The sequence below is a fragment of the Salinarimonas sp. NSM genome, from assembly GCF_052380005.1.
Classification (GTDB): Bacteria; Pseudomonadota; Alphaproteobacteria; order Rhizobiales; family Beijerinckiaceae; genus Salinarimonas.
On record NZ_JBQTCJ010000005.1, the window covers coordinates 92,660 to 112,731 of the forward strand.

Annotated in this window: 20 protein-coding genes; 2 read left to right on the forward strand and 18 right to left on the reverse strand. The window is 72.1% G+C overall.

Annotated elements, in window-relative coordinates; translation table 11 throughout:
* Nucleotides 1-50: 50 nt before the first annotated feature.
* The 8 genes from ACTZWW_RS03825 to ACTZWW_RS03860 form a co-directional block, all read right to left on the reverse strand.
* On the reverse strand, nucleotides 51-431 hold the full coding sequence (locus ACTZWW_RS03825; protein ID WP_444779610.1) for a YkvA family protein: 381 nt from the start codon (nucleotides 429-431) through the stop codon (nucleotides 51-53).
* Entirely contained in the window at nucleotides 428-3,232 is a 2,805-nt protein-coding gene (topA, locus tag ACTZWW_RS03830; protein ID WP_444779611.1) for a type I DNA topoisomerase, read from the reverse strand. Before topA ends, ACTZWW_RS03825 begins: the two co-directional genes overlap by 4 nt.
* A 130-nt stretch (nucleotides 3,233-3,362) precedes the next feature.
* Nucleotides 3,363-4,106: an SDR family NAD(P)-dependent oxidoreductase gene (locus ACTZWW_RS03835; protein ID WP_444779612.1), complete on the reverse strand. Its 744-nt coding sequence runs from the start codon at nucleotides 4,104-4,106 to the stop codon at nucleotides 3,363-3,365.
* Between the two features lie 16 nt (nucleotides 4,107-4,122).
* Nucleotides 4,123-5,607 (reverse strand): amidophosphoribosyltransferase, encoded by a 1,485-nt coding sequence (purF, locus tag ACTZWW_RS03840; protein ID WP_444779613.1) that lies wholly within the window; start codon nucleotides 5,605-5,607, stop codon nucleotides 4,123-4,125.
* Between the two features lie 131 nt (nucleotides 5,608-5,738).
* On the reverse strand, nucleotides 5,739-6,302 hold the full coding sequence (locus tag ACTZWW_RS03845) for a CvpA family protein (RefSeq protein WP_444779614.1): 564 nt from the start codon (nucleotides 6,300-6,302) through the stop codon (nucleotides 5,739-5,741).
* 91 nt (nucleotides 6,303-6,393) lie between these two features.
* Entirely contained in the window at nucleotides 6,394-7,806 is a 1,413-nt protein-coding gene (gene radA, locus ACTZWW_RS03850) for a DNA repair protein RadA (RefSeq protein WP_444779615.1), read from the reverse strand.
* A 1-nt stretch (nucleotide 7,807) separates the two neighbouring features.
* Complete coding sequence (gene alr / locus ACTZWW_RS03855) at nucleotides 7,808-8,986, reverse strand: alanine racemase (protein WP_444779616.1); 1,179 nt, start codon at nucleotides 8,984-8,986, stop codon at nucleotides 7,808-7,810.
* Between the two features lie 7 nt (nucleotides 8,987-8,993).
* A complete protein-coding gene (locus ACTZWW_RS03860; RefSeq protein WP_444779617.1) occupies nucleotides 8,994-10,499 on the reverse strand; it encodes a replicative DNA helicase in 1,506 nt (501 codons plus the stop codon).
* A 235-nt stretch (nucleotides 10,500-10,734) separates the two neighbouring features.
* On the opposite strand from ACTZWW_RS03860, the gene ACTZWW_RS03865 reads away from it, so the two are divergent.
* Nucleotides 10,735-11,010, forward strand: a complete 276-nt coding sequence (locus ACTZWW_RS03865; protein ID WP_444779618.1) for a DUF6455 family protein — start codon at nucleotides 10,735-10,737, stop codon at nucleotides 11,008-11,010.
* 162 nt (nucleotides 11,011-11,172) lie between these two features.
* Entirely contained in the window at nucleotides 11,173-13,272 is a 2,100-nt protein-coding gene (locus tag ACTZWW_RS03870; protein WP_444779619.1) for an ABC transporter ATP-binding protein/permease, read from the forward strand.
* A gap of 10 nt (nucleotides 13,273-13,282) precedes the next feature.
* On the opposite strand, the gene ACTZWW_RS03875 is transcribed toward ACTZWW_RS03870, so the two are convergent.
* From ACTZWW_RS03875 to ACTZWW_RS03920, 10 genes are all read right to left on the reverse strand, one after another.
* Complete coding sequence (locus ACTZWW_RS03875) at nucleotides 13,283-13,636, reverse strand: type II toxin-antitoxin system PemK/MazF family toxin (protein WP_444779620.1); 354 nt, start codon at nucleotides 13,634-13,636, stop codon at nucleotides 13,283-13,285.
* A complete protein-coding gene (locus ACTZWW_RS03880) occupies nucleotides 13,617-13,862 on the reverse strand; it encodes an AbrB/MazE/SpoVT family DNA-binding domain-containing protein (protein ID WP_444779621.1) in 246 nt (81 codons plus the stop codon). The genes ACTZWW_RS03875 and ACTZWW_RS03880 overlap by 20 nt, the downstream gene beginning before the upstream one ends.
* Before the next feature lie 83 nt (nucleotides 13,863-13,945).
* Nucleotides 13,946-14,530 (reverse strand): HupE/UreJ family protein, encoded by a 585-nt coding sequence (locus tag ACTZWW_RS03885; RefSeq protein WP_444779622.1) that lies wholly within the window; start codon nucleotides 14,528-14,530, stop codon nucleotides 13,946-13,948.
* Between the two features lie 49 nt (nucleotides 14,531-14,579).
* Nucleotides 14,580-15,209 carry an urease accessory protein UreG gene (ureG, locus tag ACTZWW_RS03890; RefSeq protein ID WP_444779633.1) on the reverse strand — a complete coding sequence of 210 codons (630 nt, stop codon included), beginning with the start codon at nucleotides 15,207-15,209 and terminating at the stop codon, nucleotides 14,580-14,582.
* Nucleotides 15,210-15,231: 22 nt separating this feature from the next.
* Nucleotides 15,232-15,903, reverse strand: a complete 672-nt coding sequence (locus ACTZWW_RS03895) for an urease accessory protein UreF (RefSeq protein WP_444779623.1) — start codon at nucleotides 15,901-15,903, stop codon at nucleotides 15,232-15,234.
* Nucleotides 15,904-16,189: 286 nt separating this feature from the next.
* Nucleotides 16,190-16,762: an urease accessory protein UreE gene (locus tag ACTZWW_RS03900; protein WP_444779624.1), complete on the reverse strand. Its 573-nt coding sequence runs from the start codon at nucleotides 16,760-16,762 to the stop codon at nucleotides 16,190-16,192.
* Between the two features lie 91 nt (nucleotides 16,763-16,853).
* Nucleotides 16,854-17,762 carry a hypothetical protein gene (locus ACTZWW_RS03905; protein WP_444779625.1) on the reverse strand — a complete coding sequence of 303 codons (909 nt, stop codon included), beginning with the start codon at nucleotides 17,760-17,762 and terminating at the stop codon, nucleotides 16,854-16,856.
* A gap of 114 nt (nucleotides 17,763-17,876) precedes the next feature.
* Nucleotides 17,877-18,293, reverse strand: a complete 417-nt coding sequence (locus ACTZWW_RS03910; protein WP_444779626.1) for a c-type cytochrome — start codon at nucleotides 18,291-18,293, stop codon at nucleotides 17,877-17,879.
* Between the two features lie 165 nt (nucleotides 18,294-18,458).
* Nucleotides 18,459-19,361, reverse strand: a complete 903-nt coding sequence (gene bchO, locus ACTZWW_RS03915; protein ID WP_444779634.1) for an alpha/beta fold hydrolase BchO — start codon at nucleotides 19,359-19,361, stop codon at nucleotides 18,459-18,461.
* Between the two features lie 5 nt (nucleotides 19,362-19,366).
* Nucleotides 19,367-20,072, reverse strand: a 706-nt coding sequence (locus ACTZWW_RS03920; RefSeq protein WP_444779627.1) for a VWA domain-containing protein, incomplete at its 5' end; no start/stop codon positions are given.

The window sequence follows — 20,072 nt, forward strand, 5'->3', positions numbered from 1 at the left end:
GCGACCTTCATTCGCCGTTCGTGGCAGGCGTCACCAGCGACAGCCGCATCTCACGCCCCCGCGATCCAGCCGAAGCCCCACCAGGCGAGCGCGGTGAGCGCCACGAGCCACATCACGGCGCCGGCCAGCGGGCGTGCGCGGCCGCGCGGCAGGGGCGGGCGGCCGGCCTCGACGCGGGCGCGGTGGTCGGCGAGTTGCTCGGGCGGGATCAGCCGGTGCAGTCCGGCGAGGCCCGCGACGACCACGACGAGGTCGTCCGCGAGCCCGATGACGGCGTGCCAATCCGGCACGAGGTCGAACGGGCTCGCGACGTAGAGCACGATCAGCACGGCGAGCGCCTTCGCCGTGCGCGGCGTGTGGGGATCGCGCACGGCCCGCACGAGCGTGACGACGTCGGCGCGGATCCGACGGGCGCCGTCGCGCAGGCTCACGAGGCCGCCTTGCGCGCCCGCGGCGGAGCCTCGGCGACGTCCGCCGAGCCGGCCTTCTTCGCGGCCGGCTTCTTCGGGGCGGCGGCCTTCTTGGCGGGAGCCTTCTTGGCGGGAGCCTTCTCGGCGGGAGCCGCCTTGGCTGCAGCCTTCTTGGCCGCCGGCTTCTTCGCGGGCGCCTCTCCGTCGGCGTCCGCCTTCTTGCGCGAGGTCTTCGCCGCGCCCGCCTTGCTCCCCGCGGACTTGCCGCCGGCCCCCTTGCGCGCGGACGCCTTCTTCGTCCCGCCGGCGGCGCGGCGCGCCTCCAGCAGCGGCAGCGCCTCGGCGAGGGTGACGGCGTCGGCCTCCATGTCCTTGGGCAGCGTGGCGTTGGTCTTGCCGTCGGTGACGTAGGCGCCGTAGCGGCCGGCCTTGACCACGATGGGCTTGCCGCTCGCGGGATCGTCGCCGAGCGTGCGCCCGGGATCGCCGCCGCCGCGCCGCCCGCCGGCGCCGCTCTCCTTGGCGACGATCAGGTCGATCGCCCGGTTGGCGCCGATCTCGAGCACGTCGTCGTCGCGCCCGAGCGAGGCGTAGGTCTTGCCGTGCTGGACGTAGGGGCCGAAGCGGCCGATGCCGGCCTTGATAGGCTCGCCGCTCTCGGGATGCTTCGCCACCTCGCGGGGCAGCGAGAGCAGCGCGAGCGCCTTCTCGAGGTCGACGGCGGCGGGCGTCATCCCTTTCGGCAGCGAGGAGCGCTTGGGCTTCACGTCGCCCTCCGCCTCGCCGAGCTGGATGAACGGCCCGAAGCGCCCGTCGCGCAGCGTAACGTCGAGGCCGGTTCCCGGGTCCTTGCCGAGCACCCGCGTGCCCGGCTGCCCGCCCTCGGCGTCCCCCTCCGCCGCGGCGGCGGAGAGCTGGCGGGTGTAGCGGCACTCGGGATAGTTCGAGCAGCCGATGAAGGAGCCGAACTTGCCGAGCTTGAGCGACAGCTGGCCGTCGCCGCAGGAGGGGCAGGCGCGCGGGCTCGATCCGTCCGCCTTGGGCGGGAAGATGTGCGGGGCGAGGTAGTCGTTGAGCGCGTCGAGCACCTGCGTCGTGCGCAGTTCCTTGGTGTCGCCCACCGCCGCCGAGAAGTCCCGCCAGAAGTCGCGCAGCACCTGCTTCCAGTCGATCTCGTGGTTCGAGATGCGATCGAGCTGCTCCTCCAGCGCGGCGGTGAAGTCGTACTCCACGTAGCGCTTGAAGAAGGCCTCGAGGAAGGCGATGACGATCCGGCCCTTGTCGTGGGCGTGCAGCCGCTTCTTGTCGAGCGTGACGTACTCGCGGTCCTTGAGCACCTGCAGGATCGACGCGTAGGTCGAGGGCCGGCCGATGCCCAGCTCCTCCATGCGCTTGACGAGGCTCGCCTCGGAGTAGCGCGGCGGCGGCTCGGTGAAGTGCTGCGTCGCGGCGATGCGCTCGCGCTTGAGGGGATCGCCGGCGGCCATCGGCGGCAGGCGGCCGGACTCCTCGTCCTCCTCGTCGTCGCGGCCCTCCTGGTAGAGGGTGAGGAAGCCGTCGAACTTCACCACCTGGCCGGTGGCGCGCAGATCGAGGACGCGCGGGCCGACCGAGGCTGCGATGTCCGCGGTGGTGCGCTCGAGCTGGGCGGATTCCATCTGCGAGGCGATGGTGCGCACCCAGATCAGCTCGTAGAGCCGCGCCTGCTCGGCGTCGAGGTAGCGCGTTACCTGCTTGGGCAGGCGGCCCATGTCGGTGGGGCGCACGGCCTCGTGCGCTTCCTGGGCGTTCTTGGCCTTGGTCGTGTACTTGCGCGGCACGTCCGGCACGTAGCGATCGCCGAACTCGCGGCCGATCACCGCACGGGCGGCGCGTACCGCCTCCGGCGCCATGTCGACGCCGTCGGTTCGCATGTAGGTGATGAGGCCCACCGTCTCGCCGCCGATCTCGACGCCCTCGTAGAGCCGCTGGGCGACGCGCATCGTCTGCGCCGGCGCCATTCCGAGCTTGCGCGAGGCCTCCTGCTGGAGCGTCGAGGTCGTGAAGGGCGGCTGCGGGTGGCGCTTGGCGGGCTTGGCCTCGATCGTGGAGACCGCGAAGGTGGCGAGGTCGAGATCCTTCTTGAAGCGCTCGGCGTCCTCGCCGTTGCCGATGTCGAGACGCGTGATCTTCTTGCCGTCGGCGCCGACGAGGCGGGCGTCGAAGACGCCGCCGTCCTTGGTCGCGAGGGTGGCGACGAGGGACCAGTACTCGCGCGCGACGAAGCTCTCGATCTCGCGCTCGCGGTCGCAGACGAGGCGCAGCGCCACCGACTGCACGCGCCCCGCCGAGCGCGAGCCCGGCAGCTTGCGCCAGAGCACCGGCGAGAGCGTGAAGCCGACGAGGTAGTCGAGCGCGCGGCGCGCGAGATAGGCGTCGACCAGCGCCTGGTCGATCTCGCGCGGCGCCCGCATGGCGGCGGCCACCGAATCCTTGGTGATGGCGTTGAAGGTGACGCGCTCGATCGGCACGCCCTTGAGGACGCGCTTGGCGTTGAGCGCCTCCAGCACGTGCCAGGAGATCGCCTCGCCCTCGCGATCCGGGTCGGTGGCGAGGATGAGCTTGTCGGCGCCCTTCACGGCCCGTGCGATCTCGGAGAGCCGCTTCGCGCCGCGGTCCTCGAGCTCCCAGAGCATGTGGAAGTCGTTCTCCGGGTCCACGGAGCCGTCCTTGGCCGGCAGGTCGCGGATGTGGCCGAAGCTCGCCAGGACCTCGTAGTCCCGGCCGAGATACTTGTTTATCGTCTTGGCCTTGGCGGGCGACTCGACGACGACGACTTTCATCGAATGGGATTCCCGGACGGGCGCGGCGGAGACGGTGCGCGCGCCGCCGCAGCCCCTGGGCGACGACGCGAAGGGTCTAAGTGGGCGAGCGCGGCGGCGCTGTCAAATCGGGCGAGGCTCGGACTTGCCCTCACCCCGGCGGCTGCGCATCGATGACGCGGTCGGTCGGGAAGTCGTAGATCCGGCCGGTCTCGGACCAGGAGGGCAGGGCGAGCGCGAGGATCTTGGGCGCGAGGTCCTCGGGGGTCGGGAGCGTCAGCGGGTCCTCGCCGGGCATGGCCGAGGCGCGCATGCGGGTGCGCAGCGGGCCGGGGTTCACCAGCATCACCTTGACCGCCGAGATGTTGCGGATCTCGTCCGCCCAGGTCCGCGCCAGCACCTCGAGCCCGGCCTTCGAGACGCCGTAGGGGCCCCAGTAGGCCTTCGCCTTGTGGGCGGCGCCCGACGTGACGAAGATCGCCCGGCCGGCGTCGGAGGCGCGCAGCAGCGGGTCCAGCGAGCGGATCAGCCGCCAGTTGGCGGTGAGGTTCACCGTCATCACCGCGTCCCAGGTGCCCTGGTCGACCTGGTTGATCGGCGCGAGCTGGCCGAGCAGGCCGGCATTGCCGAAGAGCACGTCGACCTTGCCGTGACGCTCGTGGAGTGCGCCGCCGAGCCGGTCGAGCGCGTCGAGGTCCTTCAGGTCGAGGGGAACCAGCGTGGCGCTCGCGCCCGCCGCGCGGATCTCGTCGTCGAGCTCCTCGAGCGCGCCCTGCGTGCGGGCGATCGCCACGATGTGCGCGCCGGCGCGGGCGAATTCCAGCGCCGCCGCGCGGCCGATGCCGCGCGATGCGCCCGTGACGACGGCGATGCGGCCCTCGAGCGGCTTGTCCATGCCGATACCCCCCTGTTCAGTCGGCTTCGGCGAGCAGCGCTAGGCGCTTGGGCGACTCGATGCCGAGATCGGTCAGGCCCGTCGGGTACTCGCCGGTGAAGCAATGGTCGGTGAATTGCGGCCGGTCGGGATTGCGGCCGGCGAAGCCGAGCGCACGGTAGAGCCCGTCGATCGACAGGAAGGCGAGGCTGTCGGCGCCGATGTACTCGCGCATCGCCTCGAGGTCGTGCGTCGCCGCGAGCAGCTTGTCGCGCTCGGGCGTGTCGATGCCGTAGAAGTCGGGGTGCTTGATCGGCGGGCTCGCGATGCGGAAGTGCACCTCCTTGGCGCCCGCCTCGCGCATCATGCGCACGATCTTCACCGAGGTCGTGCCGCGCACGAGCGAGTCGTCGACGAGGATGATGCGCTTGCCGGCGATGACGCCGCGATTGGCCGAGTGTTTCATGCGCACGCCGAGCTCGCGCACCGATTGCGTCGGCTGGATGAAAGTGCGCCCGACGTAGTGGTTGCGGATGATGCCCATCTCGAAGGGCACGCCGGAGGCCTGGGCGTAGCCGATCGCCGCCGGCACGCCGGAATCGGGCACGGGCACCACGACGTCGACGTCGGCGGGCGCCTCGGCGGCGAGCTGGGCGCCGAGGTTCTTGCGCGCCTCGTAGACGCTCTTGCCGTTCACGATCGAATCGGGGCGGGCGAAGTAGATGTACTCGAACACGCAGGGGCGCTCGGGCACCGTGGGGAAGGGCCGCAGGCTCTCGATGCCGTCCTCTGTCACCACCACGACCTCGCCGGCCTCGACGTCGCGCACGAAGCGCGCGCCGATGATGTCCAGCGCGCAGGTCTCGGAGGCGAGGATGAACCGCCCGTCGAGCTCGCCGATGACGAGCGGGCGGATGCCGAACGGATCGCGCGCGCCGATCAGCTTCTTGTTCGACAGGCAGACCAGCGCGTAGGCGCCCTCGAGCGCGCGGAGCGCATCGAGGAAGCGCTCGACGATGCGCGGCTTGCGCGAGCGGGCGAGCAGCTGGAGGATCACCTCGGTGTCGGTGGTCGACTGGCAGATGGCGCCCTCGCGGATCAGCGCGCGGCGCAGGGTCAGGCCGTTCGTTAGGTTGCCGTTGTGGGCGACCGCGAAGCCGCCGGCGTCGAGCTCGGCGAAGAGCGGCTGGACGTTGCGCATCACCGTCTCGCCGGTGGTGGAGTACCGTACGTGGCCGATGGCGTTGCGCCCGGTCAGCCGCTCGATGACGTCGCGCTGCGAGAACGAGTCGCCCACGAGCCCGAGCTTGCGCTCGGCGTGGAAGCGCGCGCCGTCGAAGGTGACGATGCCCGCCGCTTCCTGGCCGCGATGCTGGAGCGCGTGCAGGCCGAGTGCCGTGATCGCGGCGGCGTCCGGATGGCCGAAGATGCCGAAGACGCCGCATTCCTCGCGCAGCGTGTCGCCGTCGAGATCGTCGTCGCGGGAAACGGCGCGGGAAACGGGATGAGATTCGCTGAGCATGGCGGATCCTCGGGCGATCGTGCGGGGGCGTCGGGTGCGCGGCGCGGGGGGACGGGAACACCGGAGCGGAAACGGGAGCGCCCGCGCCGACCCGAGATGGGAGCGCGGGAGCGTTTCGGGTAGGCCCGGCCTCAGCTGCGGTCGGGCAGGGCCGGATCGGCCGGCTCGCTCGGGTCGCCCTCCACCCGCGGCGTGCGGAACTGCTGGAGCACGCCCTCGGGGTCCTCGGGCATCATCGCGATGAGCGAATCGCCGGTGGACTGGAGCAGCGCGCGGGTGCGGGCGGTCTCCGCCCACTCGGGCATCTGGCCCTGCACCAGCCAGGCGAAGAACACCCAGCCAATGACGCAGATCAGGAAGCCGCGCGCGGCGCCGAACACGAAGCCGAGCGTCCGGTCGAGGGGGCCGATGCGGGAATCGAGGATGAAGTCGGACAGCTTCACCGTGATCAGCGAGACGATGATCAGGGTGAGGATGAAGATGCCCGCGATGGCCGCGACGAGCGCGATCGTGGCGTTGGCGATGTAGTCCTGCGCGAGCGGCAGCGCGATCGGGTGCAGGAACCACGCGGCGGCGGCCGCGGTCACCCAGGCGACGATGGCCAGCACCTCGCGGGTGAAGCCGCGCACCATGGCGAGGAGGGCCGATATCAGGACGACGCCGATGACGACCAGGTCGAGGATGGGTACGGACATGATCTCGCGGGCCTGAGGGCGAAATGAGTCGTTTCGACGGCGCCGCCGTCTCGCGTCTGGGCAAAGCGTATAGCCGACGATTTCACGCCCGTCATCCTCGCTCGACCGACCGCGCGCGACCGCGCGCGCCGCGTGCCGCGACGGTGCCGACGAGGTCGCCGATATGCGCCATCTCGCGCGCCTCGAGGCCGCCGGTCTCGCCGCGCTCGCCGCGGGCGGCAGGGGTCACCGCCGACGAGAAGCCGAGCTTCGCCGCCTCCTTCATCCGAGTCGCCGCCTGCGAAACCGGGCGCACGGCGCCGGAGAGGCCGATCTCGCCGAAATAGACCGCGTCCGCCGGCAGGGCCGCGCCCGACAGCGAGGAGACGAGCGCCGCCGCCGCCGCGAGGTCCGCCGCCGGCTCGGTGATCTTCAGCCCGCCGGCGATGTTGAGGTAGATGTCGTGCATGCCGAGCTTGAGGCCGGCATGCGCCTCGAGCACGGCCACCACCATCGACAGCCGCGCGGGGTCCCAGCCGACGACGGCGCGTCGCGGGGTGCCCAGCGAGGAGGGGGCGACCAGCGCCTGGACCTCGACGAGGAGCGGGCGCGTGCCCTCCATGCCGGCGAAGACGGCGGTGCCGGGCGCCGCGACGTCGCGCCCTTCCAGGAACAGGGCGGAGGGATTGCCGACCTCGGCGAGGCCCTTGCCGGTCATCTCGAAGACGCCGATCTCGTCGGTGGGGCCGAAGCGGTTCTTCACGGCGCGCAGGATGCGGAAGTGGTGCGCCGAATCGCCCTCGAAGGAGACGACCGCGTCGACCATGTGCTCGACCACCCGCGGGCCGGCGATCTGCCCGTCCTTGGTGACGTGGCCCACCAGGATCACCGCCGCGCCGGTGGTCTTGGCGAAGCGGATCAGCGCCTGCGCCGAGGCGCGCACCTGCGTCACCGTCCCGGGCGCCGACTCGACCGTCTCGGTCCACATCGTCTGGATCGAGTCGATCACCGCCAGCGCCGGCGTGCGGCCCTGGCTGAGCGTGGCGACGATGTCCTCGACGTTGGTCTGAGCCGCGAGCTCGACGGGCGCGTCGGCGAGGCCGAGGCGCTCGGCGCGAAGCCGCACCTGGCCGACCGCCTCCTCGCCGGAGATGTAGGCGACGCGCTCGCCGGCCCGCGCCAGCGCCGCCGAGGCCTGCATCAGCACCGTCGACTTGCCGATGCCCGGGTCGCCGCCGATGAGGATAACGGACCCGCGCACGAAGCCGCCGCCCGTGACCCGGTCGAGTTCGGACATGCCCGAGGGCGTGCGCGGCGGCTCCTTCGAGGAGCCCGCGAGGCCCTCGAGCGGGAAGACGCGGCCCTTGCGGGACAGGCGCGTGGCGGCGGGGCCCGCCATCGGCGCGGCCTCGGTCGTCTCCTCGACGACGGCGTTCCACTCGCCGCACGCCTCGCATTTGCCCTTCCAGCGATTGTAGACCGCTCCGCAGTTCTGGCAGATGAAGACGGCGCTGCGCTTGGCCATGTCAGCGCGCCGCCCCGCCGCCGTCGCCCACGTAGACGCGGCGGTAGCGATCGCCGAGCCCGGTGAGGATCTCGTAGCCGATCGTGCCCGCACGCATCCCGACCTCGTCGATGTCGAGTCCGTCGCCGATCAGCACCGCCGTCCCGCCCCGCCGGGCGGCGGCGTCCGGCGCGTCGGTGACGTCGAGGATCGTGAGGTCCATCGAGAGGACGCCGGCGAAGGGGCAGCGCACCCCGCCGACCAGCGCCTGCCCGTAGGGCGTTCCGGCTCGGGTCTTCGCATCGGTGCCGCCCGCCGCGCGGGGGTAGCCGTCCGCATAGCCCAGCGCGAGCGTGGCGAGGCGACGGGGAGAGGGCGCCGTCCAGTGCGTGCCGTAGCCGGCGCCGGCGCCGGCGGGGACGTCGCGGACCTGCAGGATCGTCGCCTCGAGCCGGACCACCGGCCGCATCGGGTTCTCGTGATGCGGCGTGGGATTGCCGCCGTAGAGGCTGTAGCCCGGCCGCGCGAGGTCGCAGGCCGGCGCGTCGGGCAGGAACCCGCCCGAGGAGTTCGCGAACGAGGTCCGTACCCCGGGGAAGGCCCGGATCAGCGCCCGGAAGGCCTGCGTCTGGCGGGCGTTGATCGCGTGATCGGGGTCCTCCGCCACGACGAGGTGCGTCATCAGGAGCGTCTCGCCGAGCCCTGCGAAGGCGCCCTGCGCCTGGAGCGCGAGCGCCTCCTCGACGGGGAGCCCGAGCCGGTTCATGCCGGTGTCGACGTGCAACGCCGCCGGCAGCGCCGTGCCGCCGCAAGCCTCGATCCACTCGCGCACCTCATCCGCCGATCCGAGGACGGGGCGCAGGTTCGCTGCGATCAGCTCGCCGGCGCCGCCGGGCGGCAGGCCGTCGAGGAGGTAGATCTCGGCCGTGGGATCGACCCGGCGGACGCGCCGGCCCTCGGACACCTGAGCGACGAAGAACGTCCGGCAGCCCGCCCTCGCCAGCGCCGGCACCGCGCGCTCGATCCCGGTGCCGTAGGCGTTCGCCTTGACCACCGCGGCGCAGGCGCCGTCCCGCGAGCGGTCGCGCAAGAACCGCCAGTTCGCGCCGAGCGCGTCGAGGTCGATCGTCAGCGTGGCGGCGTCCGCGCCCGGAAGGCCGTCGTCGTGCGGATCGTCCGCAGGCTCGTGGGAGATGCTCATGCGCGCCTCAATCGCCCATCCGCTCGGGCAGCTTGTCCTCGTCGGCGAGGTTGCCGAAGCGGGTGATGTCGGCCTGGAAGGAGAGCTGGACGGTGCCGGTGGGGCCGTGGCGCTGCTTGCCGATGATCACCTCGGCTTTGCCGTGCGCGGCGTCCATCTCCGCCTGCCACTTGAAGTGCTCCTCGGTGCCGGGCTTCGGCTCCTTGTTCTTGAGATAGTACTCGTCGCGGTAGACGAACATGACCACGTCCGCATCCTGCTCGATCGAGCCGGATTCGCGCAGGTCCGAGAGCTGCGGGCGCTTGTCGTCGCGCGACTCGACCTGGCGCGAGAGCTGGGAGAGCGCGACGATCGGCACGGCGAGCTCCTTGGCGAGCGCCTTGAGCCCCGTCGTGATCTCGGTGAGCTCCTGGACGCGATTCTCGCCCTTCTTGCCGGAGCCCGAGAGCAGCTGGAGGTAGTCGACGATGAGGATGTCGAGCCCGCGCTGGCGCTTGAGGCGGCGCGCGCGGGCCGTGAGCTGCGCGATCGAGATGCCGCCGGTCTGGTCGATGTAGAAGGGCATCTGCTGCATCTCGCGCGCGGCGTCTGTGATCCGGTAGAACTCGTCCTCGCTGATGTCGCCGCGTCGGATCTTGTAGGAGGGCACGCCCGACTGCTCGGCGATGATGCGGGTGGCGAGCTGCTCGGCCGACATCTCGAGCGAGAAGAAGCCGACGATGCCGCCGTTCACCGTCTCGAGCGTGCCGTCCTGGCGCTTCTCGTTGCGGTAGACCTTGGCGATGTTGAAGCCGATGTTCGTCACGAGCGAGGTCTTGCCCATGGCCGGGCGCCCCGCGAGGATGACGAGGTCGGACGGCTGGAGCCCGCCCATCATCCGGTCGAGGTCGACGAGGCCCGTCGAGATGCCCGACAGCTTGCCCTCGCGCTGGTAGGCCTTCGCCGCCATGTCGATGGCCGCGGTGAGCGCGTCCGTGAAGCGCTGGAAGCCGCCGTCGTAGCGCCCCGTCTCCGCGAGCGCGAAGAGCTTGCGCTCGGCCTCCTCGATCTGCTCGCGCGGGGAGCTCTCCACCGGCGCGTCGAAGGCGGTGTTGACCATGTCCTCGCCGATGCCGATCAGCTGCCGGCGGGTGGCGAGGTCGTAGATCGTGCGCCCGTAGTCGAGCGCGTTGATGATCGTCGTCGCCTCCGCGGCCAGGCGCGCGAGGTATTGCGAGACGGTGAGCCCACCGAGATCGGCGTCGCCGAGGTAGGTCTTGAGCGTGATCGGCGTCGCGACCTTGCCCGCCTTGATCAGGCTCGCGGTCACCTCGTAGATCCGCCGGTGCAGCTCCTCGTGGAAATGCTCCGGCGCGAGGAAGTCCGAGACGCGGTAATAGGCCTCGTTGTTGACGAGGATCGCGCCGATGAGCGCCTGCTCCGCCTCGACGTTCGACGGCGCGAGCCGGTACTCGCGGTCGGGCTCGTCGAGCCGCGCGACGAGGGCGGAGCCGAGGAGGGCGCCTTGGGCCATGATGCTCTCGTGTTCCCGAATCGTTTTCCTGTCCGGGGTCACCCTAGAGCAGCGAATGCGGCTGCGAAACGGCGCCGCGCGCATGCCGGGCGCGGCCCCGCGCAATCCCCGTTCTCCACAGCACGGCGTCCGCGCCGAACGGAGAAACGCGTCGGGGGGCTTGCCCTGGATCAAGGCGGGGTCCCGCCGCCGGCGCGTATCAGGACCCTCGCGGGGCCTGGGCGAGGGATGAGACATGACGAAGAGCGAGCGAGCGGGGGCGGGTGCCCTCCGGTTACGGGTGGAGACGCAGACCATCCTGCTCATGGAGGTGATGCGCCGCCTCGGCGTGCCTCCGGCGGACGCGCGGGACGAGGCGGCGCGCGCCGCGCACGGGGAGGCGCAGGCGGCCTGCGACGCCTGCGCGGAGAAGGCCGCCTGCGCCTCCTTCCTCGACGGGAGCGAGCCCCTCGTCGAGCCGCCCCTGTTCTGCGCCAACGCCGACTACGTCCGCGGCGCGCGGGGGCACTGACCCGGCGCACGCCCTGCGGCGATTCGCGCAGCGGGCGATCCGCGCTTCCGCGACGGGCGGTCATGGATTAACCTTTGTTCCGCACGTATTTGCCGCGCGTTCGCGTCCCCGACGACGCCATCGCGACGTCGAACGCTCACCGCGGCCGCGGATCAGGAACGCATGGTCAAGACAAGCGCACTCTTCGCCCTCGCGGGCCTCGCCCTCATGGGCCTCTCGCTCGCGACCGACCTGCCGATCTCGCCGTTGGTGCCGATCGCGACGCTCACGCTCGCGGCGGTGCTCTACCTCGCCCGCGAGGTCTCGGCGTTCATCCGCATCCTGATCGCGCTCATCGCCGGGGCGCACGCGCTGCTCGCGACGCTCTATCTCGTCGACGCGCTCGGCGCGATGCCCGCCTTCATGGCGGACTTCACGCCTCCGGTCTCCATGCCCGCGGCGGCCGGGATCTTCGCGGCGGTCGTGGCGGGCGTCGGTCGCCTGCCGGTCATCCGGCAGATCACGATCCTCACCGATCCCTACTTCACCTCCCGCGAGGTCGGGGAGGTGCGGATCTGGCCGTTCCCCATGGTGCGGGCACAGGAACGCGTCATCGGCACCACGATCCTCGCGATCGTGGTGATCATGCAATTCGCCCTCGTCGCGATCTCCGTGCGGCTGTCCTACTGGAACCGGGACTGGTTCAACGCCATTCAGGAGCGCGACGCCGAGACGTTCTGGCGCCTGCTGCTGACCGTCTGGGTGATGTGGGTCGTCATCGCGGTGACGATGGCGATCTACCAGTACGCCATCCGCATGACGCTCGACATGCGCTGGCGCGCCTGGCTCACCGAGCACTACACCGCGCGCTGGCTCTCCGAGGCGACGCAATACCGGATGCAGGTCTTCGGGAACCAGACGGACAACCCCGACCAGCGCATCCAGGAGGACGTGCGCAAGTTCACCTCGCTCACCCTCTCGCTGACGCTCGGCATCCTCGCCCAGGTCTCGACGCTGGTCTCCTTCTCGGTGATCCTGTGGACGATCTCGGCGGACTTCACCTTCCCGGGCACGTCGGTCGAGGTGCCGGGGCTCCTGTTCTGGATCGCGCTCGTCTACGCCATCGTCGCCACCTGGGTGACGCACCTCATCGGCCGGCCGCTGATCTCGCTCAACTTCCTCCAGGAGAAGTACGAGGCCGACTTCCGCTTCTCGCTCGCGCGCATGCGCGAGTACGCCGAGCAGGTCTCGCTGCTCCGTGGCGAGCCCGCCGAGCGGGCCTCGCTGGGGCGGCAGTTCGGGCTGATCATGCAGAACTTCTTCCGGCAGGTCTCGGTCTCCAAGCGGCTCATCGCCTTCACGTCTTTCTACGACTACTCGAACTCCGTTGTGCCCTACGTGATCGCCGCGCCCTTCTATTTCGCGGGCACGATCCAGCTCGGCGTGATGACGCAGACCGCGGGCGCCTTCGCCCGCGTCGAGGGCGCGCTGTCCTTCTTCATCAACGCCTACCAGACGCTCGCCGAGTACAAGGCGGTGGTCGACCGCCTCACCTCCTTCGAGGGCTCGATCGACCGCGCCCGCACGGCAGCCAAGAAGACCGGCGAGATCGCGCTCCTCGACCACGACGGGCGGGACCTGGCGCTCGACGGCGTCGTGGTGCGCCTGCCGGACGGGTCGGCGATCGTGCGCGCCGACGGGCTCTCCTTCGCGCCGGGCACGTCGGTGCTGCTCGCGGGCCCGTCTGGCACCGGCAAGTCGACGCTGTTCCGGGCGATCTCGGGCATCTGGCCCTTCGGCGAAGGCGCGGTGAAACGTCCGCGCGGGGCCGCGATCATGCTCCTGCCGCAGCGCCCCTACCTGCCCGGCGGGACGCTGCGCGGCGCCGTCGCCTACCCCGCGCCGGAGGACGTCTACGACGACGCGGCGATGATCGCGGCGCTCGAGGCGGTGCGCCTCGGCCACCTCGCGCCGCTCCTCTCCGAGGACCGGATCTGGGCGCAGACCCTCTCGCTCGGCGAGCAGCAGCGCCTCGCGGTGGCCCGCGCGCTGCTGGCCAAGCCCGACTGGCTCCTGCTCGACGAAGCCACCGCGGCCATGGACGAGCCGACCGAGGAGGCGATCTACGCCGTCCTGATGGAGCGCCTGCCCGCCACCACCGTCGTCTCCATCGGCCACCGCTCGACGCTCAACGCCTTCCACCAGCGGCGTGTGGACATGGTGATGGGCGAGGGGGGGCTCTACGAGCCGGCGGACGTGCGGGAGAAGGCGGCGGCGGAGTAGGGGGTGTGGGTCAGAGGGCGAGCAGCGCCTTCAGCTTCGCCTTGACGTCCGCCATCAGCGTCTCCGGAGCCCGCTCGATGAAGGTCGCGCGCCGTTCCGCCCATGCAAGGCTCTTCATCTGATCAGCGATGACGAATCCGCTCGTCTTCAGGCCCGGCGGGAGCGCCGTCCTGAAGCGCCAGGCACGCTCCCGAGACGTGATCGGGCATACGACGCACAGCCCCGCGAGCTGATTATACTTCAAGGGGCTCAACACGAGAGCCGGCCTGCTACTCGCCTGCTCGTGGCCCGCCTGCGGATCGAAGTCGAGCCAGACGATATCCCCGGAGTCGGGGCAGCGGGCGTCAGTCGATCTCGCGGCCAACTGCGGGCCCCGTCGCGACCTCAGGGTAGGCATCCTCAGGCGTCATGCCGTCGAGCAGCTCGTCGAGCGTGTACTGCGGCTGCGGGCGGACGGGCTCGATCACCAGACGCCCGTGCTCCAGCCGCATCTCGGCCGTCGTCCCAGGGCCTGCCGAAAGCTCGTTCGCCATTGCTGCAGGGATGCGCACGGCGACGCTGTTGCCCCACTTGCTGAAGTGCACGATCACGGACGGCTCCCTCGTATATCCATTGTATATACAGCCGGAGCCCCCGCGGCGCAACGGCATGGGCGTCGGCGGACCGCCACCGGTCACCCCACCAGCAGCACCACCCCCATCGCCGCCACCGCCCCACCGGCGCCCCGCGTCGCCCACAGCGGCAGGTCGCGCGCCATCAGCCGCCCCGCGAGCACGCCGACCCCGTGCAGCGCCGCCGTCGCCAGCACGAAGCCCGCGACGTACCCCGCCGCGCCCGCGCCGAGCGGCAGCTCCGCCCCGTGCGCGTATCCGTGCGCCAGCGCGAAGGCGCCGCAGGCGGCGGCTCCGAGGGCGACGGGGGCGGGGAGACGCAGCGCCACGGCGAGGCCGAGCGCGAGCACCGAGCCGGCGATGGCGAGCTCGACGCCGGGCAGCCACGGCCCGACCATGCCGTAGAGCGCCGCTGCCGTCATCGCGGCGACGAAGGCGGCGGGCCAGGCCCAGGCGGCGCGCCCGCCGACCACACCCGCCCAGAGCCCCACCGCCACCATCGCGAGCAGGTGGTCGAGCCCAGTCGGCGGATGTGTCAGGCCGGCGAGGAAGCCGTTCGTCGGATGGTGGCCGACATGCGCGAGCGCCGGCGTCGCCGCCAGAACGAGCAGCGCCGCAGCGCTCCATGCGGAAAACTTCATCATCATCGCCCCTCTATCCTCGACTCCGAGCCGTCACGCGCAAGAACCGGACCCGTCAGGCGGCCTTCGCGGACAGCCCGCCCGCCTCCTCGATGAACCGCGCGATCGCGTCGACCCCCTCGCCGGTGCGCATGTTCGCGAAGACGAATGGCCGCTTGCCGCGCATGCGGGCGGAATCGGTCTCCATCACCGCGAGGCTCGCGCCGACGTGCGGGGCGAGGTCGATCTTGTTGATGACGAGCAGGTCCGAGCGCGTGATGCCCGGCCCGCCCTTGCGCGGGATCTTCTCGCCGCCGGAGACGTCGATGACGTACACGGTGATGTCCGCGAGCTCCGGCGAGAACGTGGCCGCGAGGTTGTCGCCGCCCGACTCGAGCAGGATAAGGTCGAGCGTGGGGAAGCGCTTCGTCATCGTGTCGATGGCGGCGAGGTTGATCGAGCAGTCCTCGCGGATCGCGGTGTGCGGGCAGCCGCCGGTCTCGACGCCCATGATCCGCTCCTCCGGCAGCGCGCCGGCCACCGTGAGGAGGCGCGCGTCCTCCTTGGTGTAGATGTCGTTGGTGATGGCGCAGAGATCGTATCGTCCGGCGAAGCGCTTGCAAAGCGCCTCCATCAACGCCGTCTTGCCCGTGCCGACCGGGCCGCCGATCCCGACGCGCAGCGGGCCGTGGGGGGAGGGGGACATCGGGGCCATCGCGAGGGTCTCCTCAGGAGCGGAACAGGCGGGTGTACTGCGTCTCGTGGAGCAGGGCGCCGAGATCGGCGCGGAAGACGGCGGCGCCGAGATCCTCGAGGCTCTGGCCCTCGGCGGCCTCGGCGCGCGCGCGGATCGCAGGCAAGAGCGAGGCCACCACGGCCTGCGCGCGCGTCTGCCCGACGATGCCGAGCCGCACCGCCGCCGAGACGAGGTTCTGCGCGAAGCCCAGCCCGAGCGCTTCCAGGGTTTCGCGCAGGGGTATGGCGTGGCCGCCGGCGACGAGGCCGAAGGCGACCGGCAGCGGCGTGTCGGCCTCGCCGGTGCCCGCGCGGTAGGCGTCGAGCGCGGGGCAGGGCCAGGACGCGGCGCAGACCGCGAGGAAGGCGTTGCCCTGCGTGATCGTCTCGAGCCGCCGCTCGGCGGACGGCGAGAGCGCCACCGCGAGCTCCGCCAGCTCGGCGAGCCGCGGCGGGTCGCCCGCGGCGCGCCAGGCCTCGGCGCACAGGATCGCGTCGTTGCGTGGGGCGCCGTGGGCGTAGAGGTCGCGCAGCCACGCCTCGAGGCCGGCGGCATCCGTCACGTCGCCGGCCTCCTGCGCCCATTCGAGCCCGTGCGAATAGGCGAACGCGCCGATGGGGAAGGCGGGGGACGTCCAGATCAGCAGGGGGAGGGAGAGGGTCACGAGCCCGCCCTCGCGTCGACGCAGCGCCGGGTGGCCGATGCCGGCTCTCCCCTCTCCCGAGAGGAGGATTTCTCGGAGAGGGGTCGGGGGTGCGGGGCGTTCGGGATCGAGCACTTGGCCGATGCAGGCCTGCGCCGGCGGGGTGCGTGCCCGTCACGCGGCGCGTACTGCCCGACGCCCCACACCCCCCACCCCTTTCCGCGAGAGGCTCTTCTCGGGAGAGGGGAGTTCCCGCTCGCTCTACGATGGGCGTCGAGACCGGCTGCCACCGTCTGCCCCCGGCCTCTCAATGGTCGTGGTGACGATGGCCATCGCCATGTCCGTGGCCATGGTCGTGCGCATGATCATGATCGTGGCCGTGGTGGTGATGACCATGCGCGTGCTCATGAGAATGCCCATGAGAATGCCCATGATCGTGCCCGCAATCGTGATCGTATGCCCCGCGCTCGGGCTGGAACGGGCGCTCGACCTCCCGGGCGAGGCCGCCCTGGCCGCGCACCATCTCGGCGAGGACGTGGTCGCGCTCGATGTAGATCGCGTCGGCGGCGATCTCGGCGGGCGTGTGGCGGTTGCCGATGTGCCAGGCGAGCCGCAGGAGGCGAAGCGGGTTCTCCGCGGTGATCTCGAGGAGCGGCTGAGCGGCGGCCTTGACCTGGACGAGGCCGCCGTCCTCGAGCTTCACGGCGTCCCCGTCGTTCAGGGCCGTGGTCTTGTCGAGATCGAGCAGGAAGGCGAGGCCGCCGTCGCCGGTGAGCGCGATGCGCCGGCGGTTGCGGCCCTCGTGGTCGAGGGTGACCGTGTCGACGACCTTCTCGGGCTTGACGGCGGCGCGGCGGACGACGGAGGTGGCGCGGTGCATGATCTCTCGCGGGGAGGTGCGTGTTCTCTCTCGCGAGACGATAGACGAGCCGGGCGCGCCTGCAAAGCAGCGAGGCGCCCGGCGCGATGTGTCACTCGGTGGGGGCGCAGACCCAGCCGCCGTCGGTGAAGCGGCACTCGGGACCGCCGCTCGCTGCCGCCGGACGGTCGCCGTCATCGACGGCCGGGATCGACTGCGTGCTGTCGGTGTCGGTGCCTTCCGGCGCGGTGGTCGTTTCGTCGGCCGTCGCGTCGTCGCCGGTGGGCGGACCACCGAGGCTCGGCGTGATGCCCTGGCGGGCGGCGTCGACCTGCGCCTCCAGCGCCTGGAGCTGCTCCTCGAGGGCGGCGATCTGCTCGCGGGCCGCGGCCTCCGCCTCGCGGGCGGCCTGGATGCGCGACTCCGCCTGCGCAGCCGCTTCGCTGCGGGTCGCGGCCTCGTCGGTGAGGGCGGAGAGGCTCTCGCGGGCCTGCGCCTCCTCGCCACGCAGCGACTCCAGGCGGGCGCCGACGTCGGCGACCTCCTGCGAGCGGGCGGCGAGATCGTTCTCGAGCTGGGCGAGCTCGGCGCGGGCCGCCTCGATCTCCTCACGCCAGCCGGCGACCTCCTCCTCGCGGGCGGCGTAGGTCTCCTCCTGCGCGGCGACCTCCTGCTCCAGCGTGGCGAGGCGCTCCTCGCGCTCGGCGATGGTCGCGGCGAGGGTCTCGGCGCGTGCGGTCGCCTCGGTCTCGGCGGCCTGCGCCTCCTCGAGGCGCGCCTCCCCCTCCTCGATCCGCACGAGGATGGCGTCGAGGTCGCCCGAGGCGGCCTGCTGCTCCTCGAGCGCGCTCACGGCGGTAGTGCGCTCCTCCTGGAGCGTCGCGAGCCGCGTGGCGTAGTCCTGCTCCGTCGAGCCGGCGGAGACGAGGGCCCAGATCGCCACGACCCAGCCGATCGCCGCGACGATGGCGAGGGTCAGGGGTATCGGGCGGGTGAACTCGGTCTTCGTCTCGTCTGCCATCGCGCCTCTCCTCGATCGGTCGTGCGGCCCTCGCGGAGCCTCGTGCTGCACGCGCGACGGCAACGCTCCGCGGCGCGCGACCGTTCCGCGCGCCGCGGGGGGTAGGACGCCAGCCTACTGCGCGGCGGCGTCCGCTTCGTCGTCCGCGTCGTCGTCGTACTGCTCGAGGTAGGCGATCAGGTCCGTGATCTTCTCGTCGTCCCGAAGGCCCGGATAGGCCATCTTCGTGCCCGGCACCTCGCCGCGCGGGTCCTTGATGTAGGTGCGGAACGTCTCGTGAGTCCAGGTCACGTCGTAGGCCTGCATTGCATCCGAGTAATTGTAGTCCTCGATGCTGGCCGCCTCGCGGCCGAACAGGTCGTTGAGCACGGGGCCGACGCGGTTCTGCGCGTTCTCGCCGACCATATGGCAGGAGCGGCACTGGTTGAAGATGCGCTCGCCCGCCTGCGGATCGCCCGCGACCTCCTGGGCGGCGGCGATGCCGGGACCGGCGAGGAAGGCTGCGGCGGCGAGGATGGTGAGGTTTCGCATGGGGTCTCGATCTCCCTTGATCTTTCGTCCGTCCCGCGCGTCCGACGGGCGGCCGTGCGCCGCGAGCCCGCGGCACCGACGGCCTCAACGCGCGAGCGGGGCGAAATGCACAGCCTCGGGAGGGAGTTTCTCGGAACGCTTCTCGACGGGACCGGCGCGCGCGGATCACGTCCGGGGCGCGTCGAGGGGGCCGATCTCGCCCGCGTGCGCCCGGATCAGGGCGGCGGCTTCCGCCGGGCGCTCCTCGTGCGCGAGGTGGCCCGCGCCCTTCATCGTGGCGAGCGTCGCGTGGCGCACGAGCCGGCGCACGCGCCGCGCGTCCTCGGGCGCCACCGCCTTGTCGCGGTCGCCCACCACGAGCAGGAGCGGGGTCGCGAGCCCCGGCAGATCGGCGACGAGCGCATCGAGGTCCCAGTGCGCCATCATCGCCAGCGCGCCGTGGACGTGGCCCGGGTCGGCCACGAGCCGGCGGTAGAGCTCGACACCGCGCGCGTCGAGCGTCGAGCCGGTGTTGCGGATCAGCCGCTCGACGCCGGTGCGGTCGGCGGCGCTCGCCGAGACGAAGCGGGGGACGAGCGGGTTGAGCGCCATCAGCTTCGCCAGAGGCGAGAAGATGCGCCCGGCCACGCCGTCGAAGGGCATCAGCGCGCCGTTGATGGCGACGATGCCCGCCGGCGCGATCAGCCGGTCGAGCACCATGCGGACCAGGAGCGCCGCGCCGGCCGAATGGCCGACGACGAGCGCGGGGCGGGCGTCGAGCGTCGCGAGGAGGTCCGCGAGCGCGCGTCCCATGCCCGGCAGGCTCGGGCGACCGTGGGCCATCGGCTGGCTGAAGCCGTGGCCGGGGAGGTCGCAGGCGATCACGTCGAAATCGGGCGCGAGCAGGGGCATCAGGTCGCGCCAGGAATGGGTCGAGGCGGCGGTGCCGTGGGCGAGCAGGAGCGTGGGAGCGTCGGGCGCGCCCATGCGCTGGACGTGCCAGGTCGCGCCGGCGGCGCGCACGAAGCGCGACGTCTCGCGGTTCGGCCAGTCCGCCCCGTCGCGCGCCCAGTCGAGCCGCCCGCCCACGGCGCTCACCCGCGCTGCGCAGGGAGCGCCGCGGTGACGGCGGAGGACAGCGTCGCGGCGTCGGCCCACGGCAGGGCGAGATACCGCGCGCCCATCGCCGCTGCGATCTCCTGCGCCAGCGGCTGGCCGGCGCGGGAAATGTCGACGACGAGGCCGACGATCCCGCGCGCCCGTGCCTCGCGCGCGGCGGCGAGCGCGTCCTCGCGGGCCGCCTCGCGGCCGGGCTCGCCCGCGCGGCCGATGTTGGTCTTGCCGTCGGTGAGGAGCACGATCACGGGGTCCTCGCCCCTGCGCCGCACGGCGTCGGCGCAGGCGAGCGCGGCGTCGATGCCCCGCGCGAGCGGCGTCGCGCCCCCTCCGGCGAGGCCGGCGAGCGCCTTCTTGGCGCGGGCGAGGGAGCGTGTCGGCTCCAGCACGAGCTCGGCCTCGCGGTTGCGGAAGGCGACGAGGGCGACGCGGTCGCGCCGGACGTAGCATTCCGCGAGCAGCAGCTCGACGGCGCCCTTCGCCTCCGCGAGCCGGGCGAGCGCGGAGGAGCCGGAGGCGTCGACGGCGAAGATCGTGGTGCGGCGGATCGTGGGCTTGCGCACGCCGACGCGAAAATCCTCGCGCCGCACGGCGACGCGGGGACCGCCCGCGGCGGCATCGCGTCCGCGGGTGCGCAGCGGCTGCCAGGGCGCGGCCGCGCGCAGCGTCGAGACGAGGTCGAGC

Coding starts and splice junctions, on each gene's coding strand:
- topA (WP_444779611.1), bottom strand. CDS start 3,232: ATGAAAGTCGTCGTCGTCGAGTCGCCCGCCAAGGCCAAGACGATAAAC.
- ACTZWW_RS03835 (WP_444779612.1), bottom strand. CDS start 4,106: ATGGACAAGCCGCTCGAGGGCCGCATCGCCGTCGTCACGGGCGCATCG.
- purF (WP_444779613.1), bottom strand. CDS start 5,607: ATGCTCAGCGAATCTCATCCCGTTTCCCGCGCCGTTTCCCGCGACGAC.
- ACTZWW_RS03845 (WP_444779614.1), bottom strand. CDS start 6,302: ATGTCCGTACCCATCCTCGACCTGGTCGTCATCGGCGTCGTCCTGATA.
- radA (WP_444779615.1), bottom strand. CDS start 7,806: ATGGCCAAGCGCAGCGCCGTCTTCATCTGCCAGAACTGCGGAGCGGTC.
- alr (WP_444779616.1), bottom strand. CDS start 8,986: ATGAGCATCTCCCACGAGCCTGCGGACGATCCGCACGACGACGGCCTT.
- ACTZWW_RS03860 (WP_444779617.1), bottom strand. CDS start 10,499: ATGGCCCAAGGCGCCCTCCTCGGCTCCGCCCTCGTCGCGCGGCTCGAC.
- ACTZWW_RS03865 (WP_444779618.1), top strand. CDS start 10,735: ATGACGAAGAGCGAGCGAGCGGGGGCGGGTGCCCTCCGGTTACGGGTG.
- ACTZWW_RS03870 (WP_444779619.1), top strand. CDS start 11,173: ATGGTCAAGACAAGCGCACTCTTCGCCCTCGCGGGCCTCGCCCTCATG.
- ACTZWW_RS03885 (WP_444779622.1), bottom strand. CDS start 14,530: ATGATGATGAAGTTTTCCGCATGGAGCGCTGCGGCGCTGCTCGTTCTG.
- ureG (WP_444779633.1), bottom strand. CDS start 15,209: ATGTCCCCCTCCCCCCACGGCCCGCTGCGCGTCGGGATCGGCGGCCCG.
- ACTZWW_RS03900 (WP_444779624.1), bottom strand. CDS start 16,762: ATGCACCGCGCCACCTCCGTCGTCCGCCGCGCCGCCGTCAAGCCCGAG.
- ACTZWW_RS03905 (WP_444779625.1), bottom strand. CDS start 17,762: ATGGCAGACGAGACGAAGACCGAGTTCACCCGCCCGATACCCCTGACC.
- ACTZWW_RS03910 (WP_444779626.1), bottom strand. CDS start 18,293: ATGCGAAACCTCACCATCCTCGCCGCCGCAGCCTTCCTCGCCGGTCCC.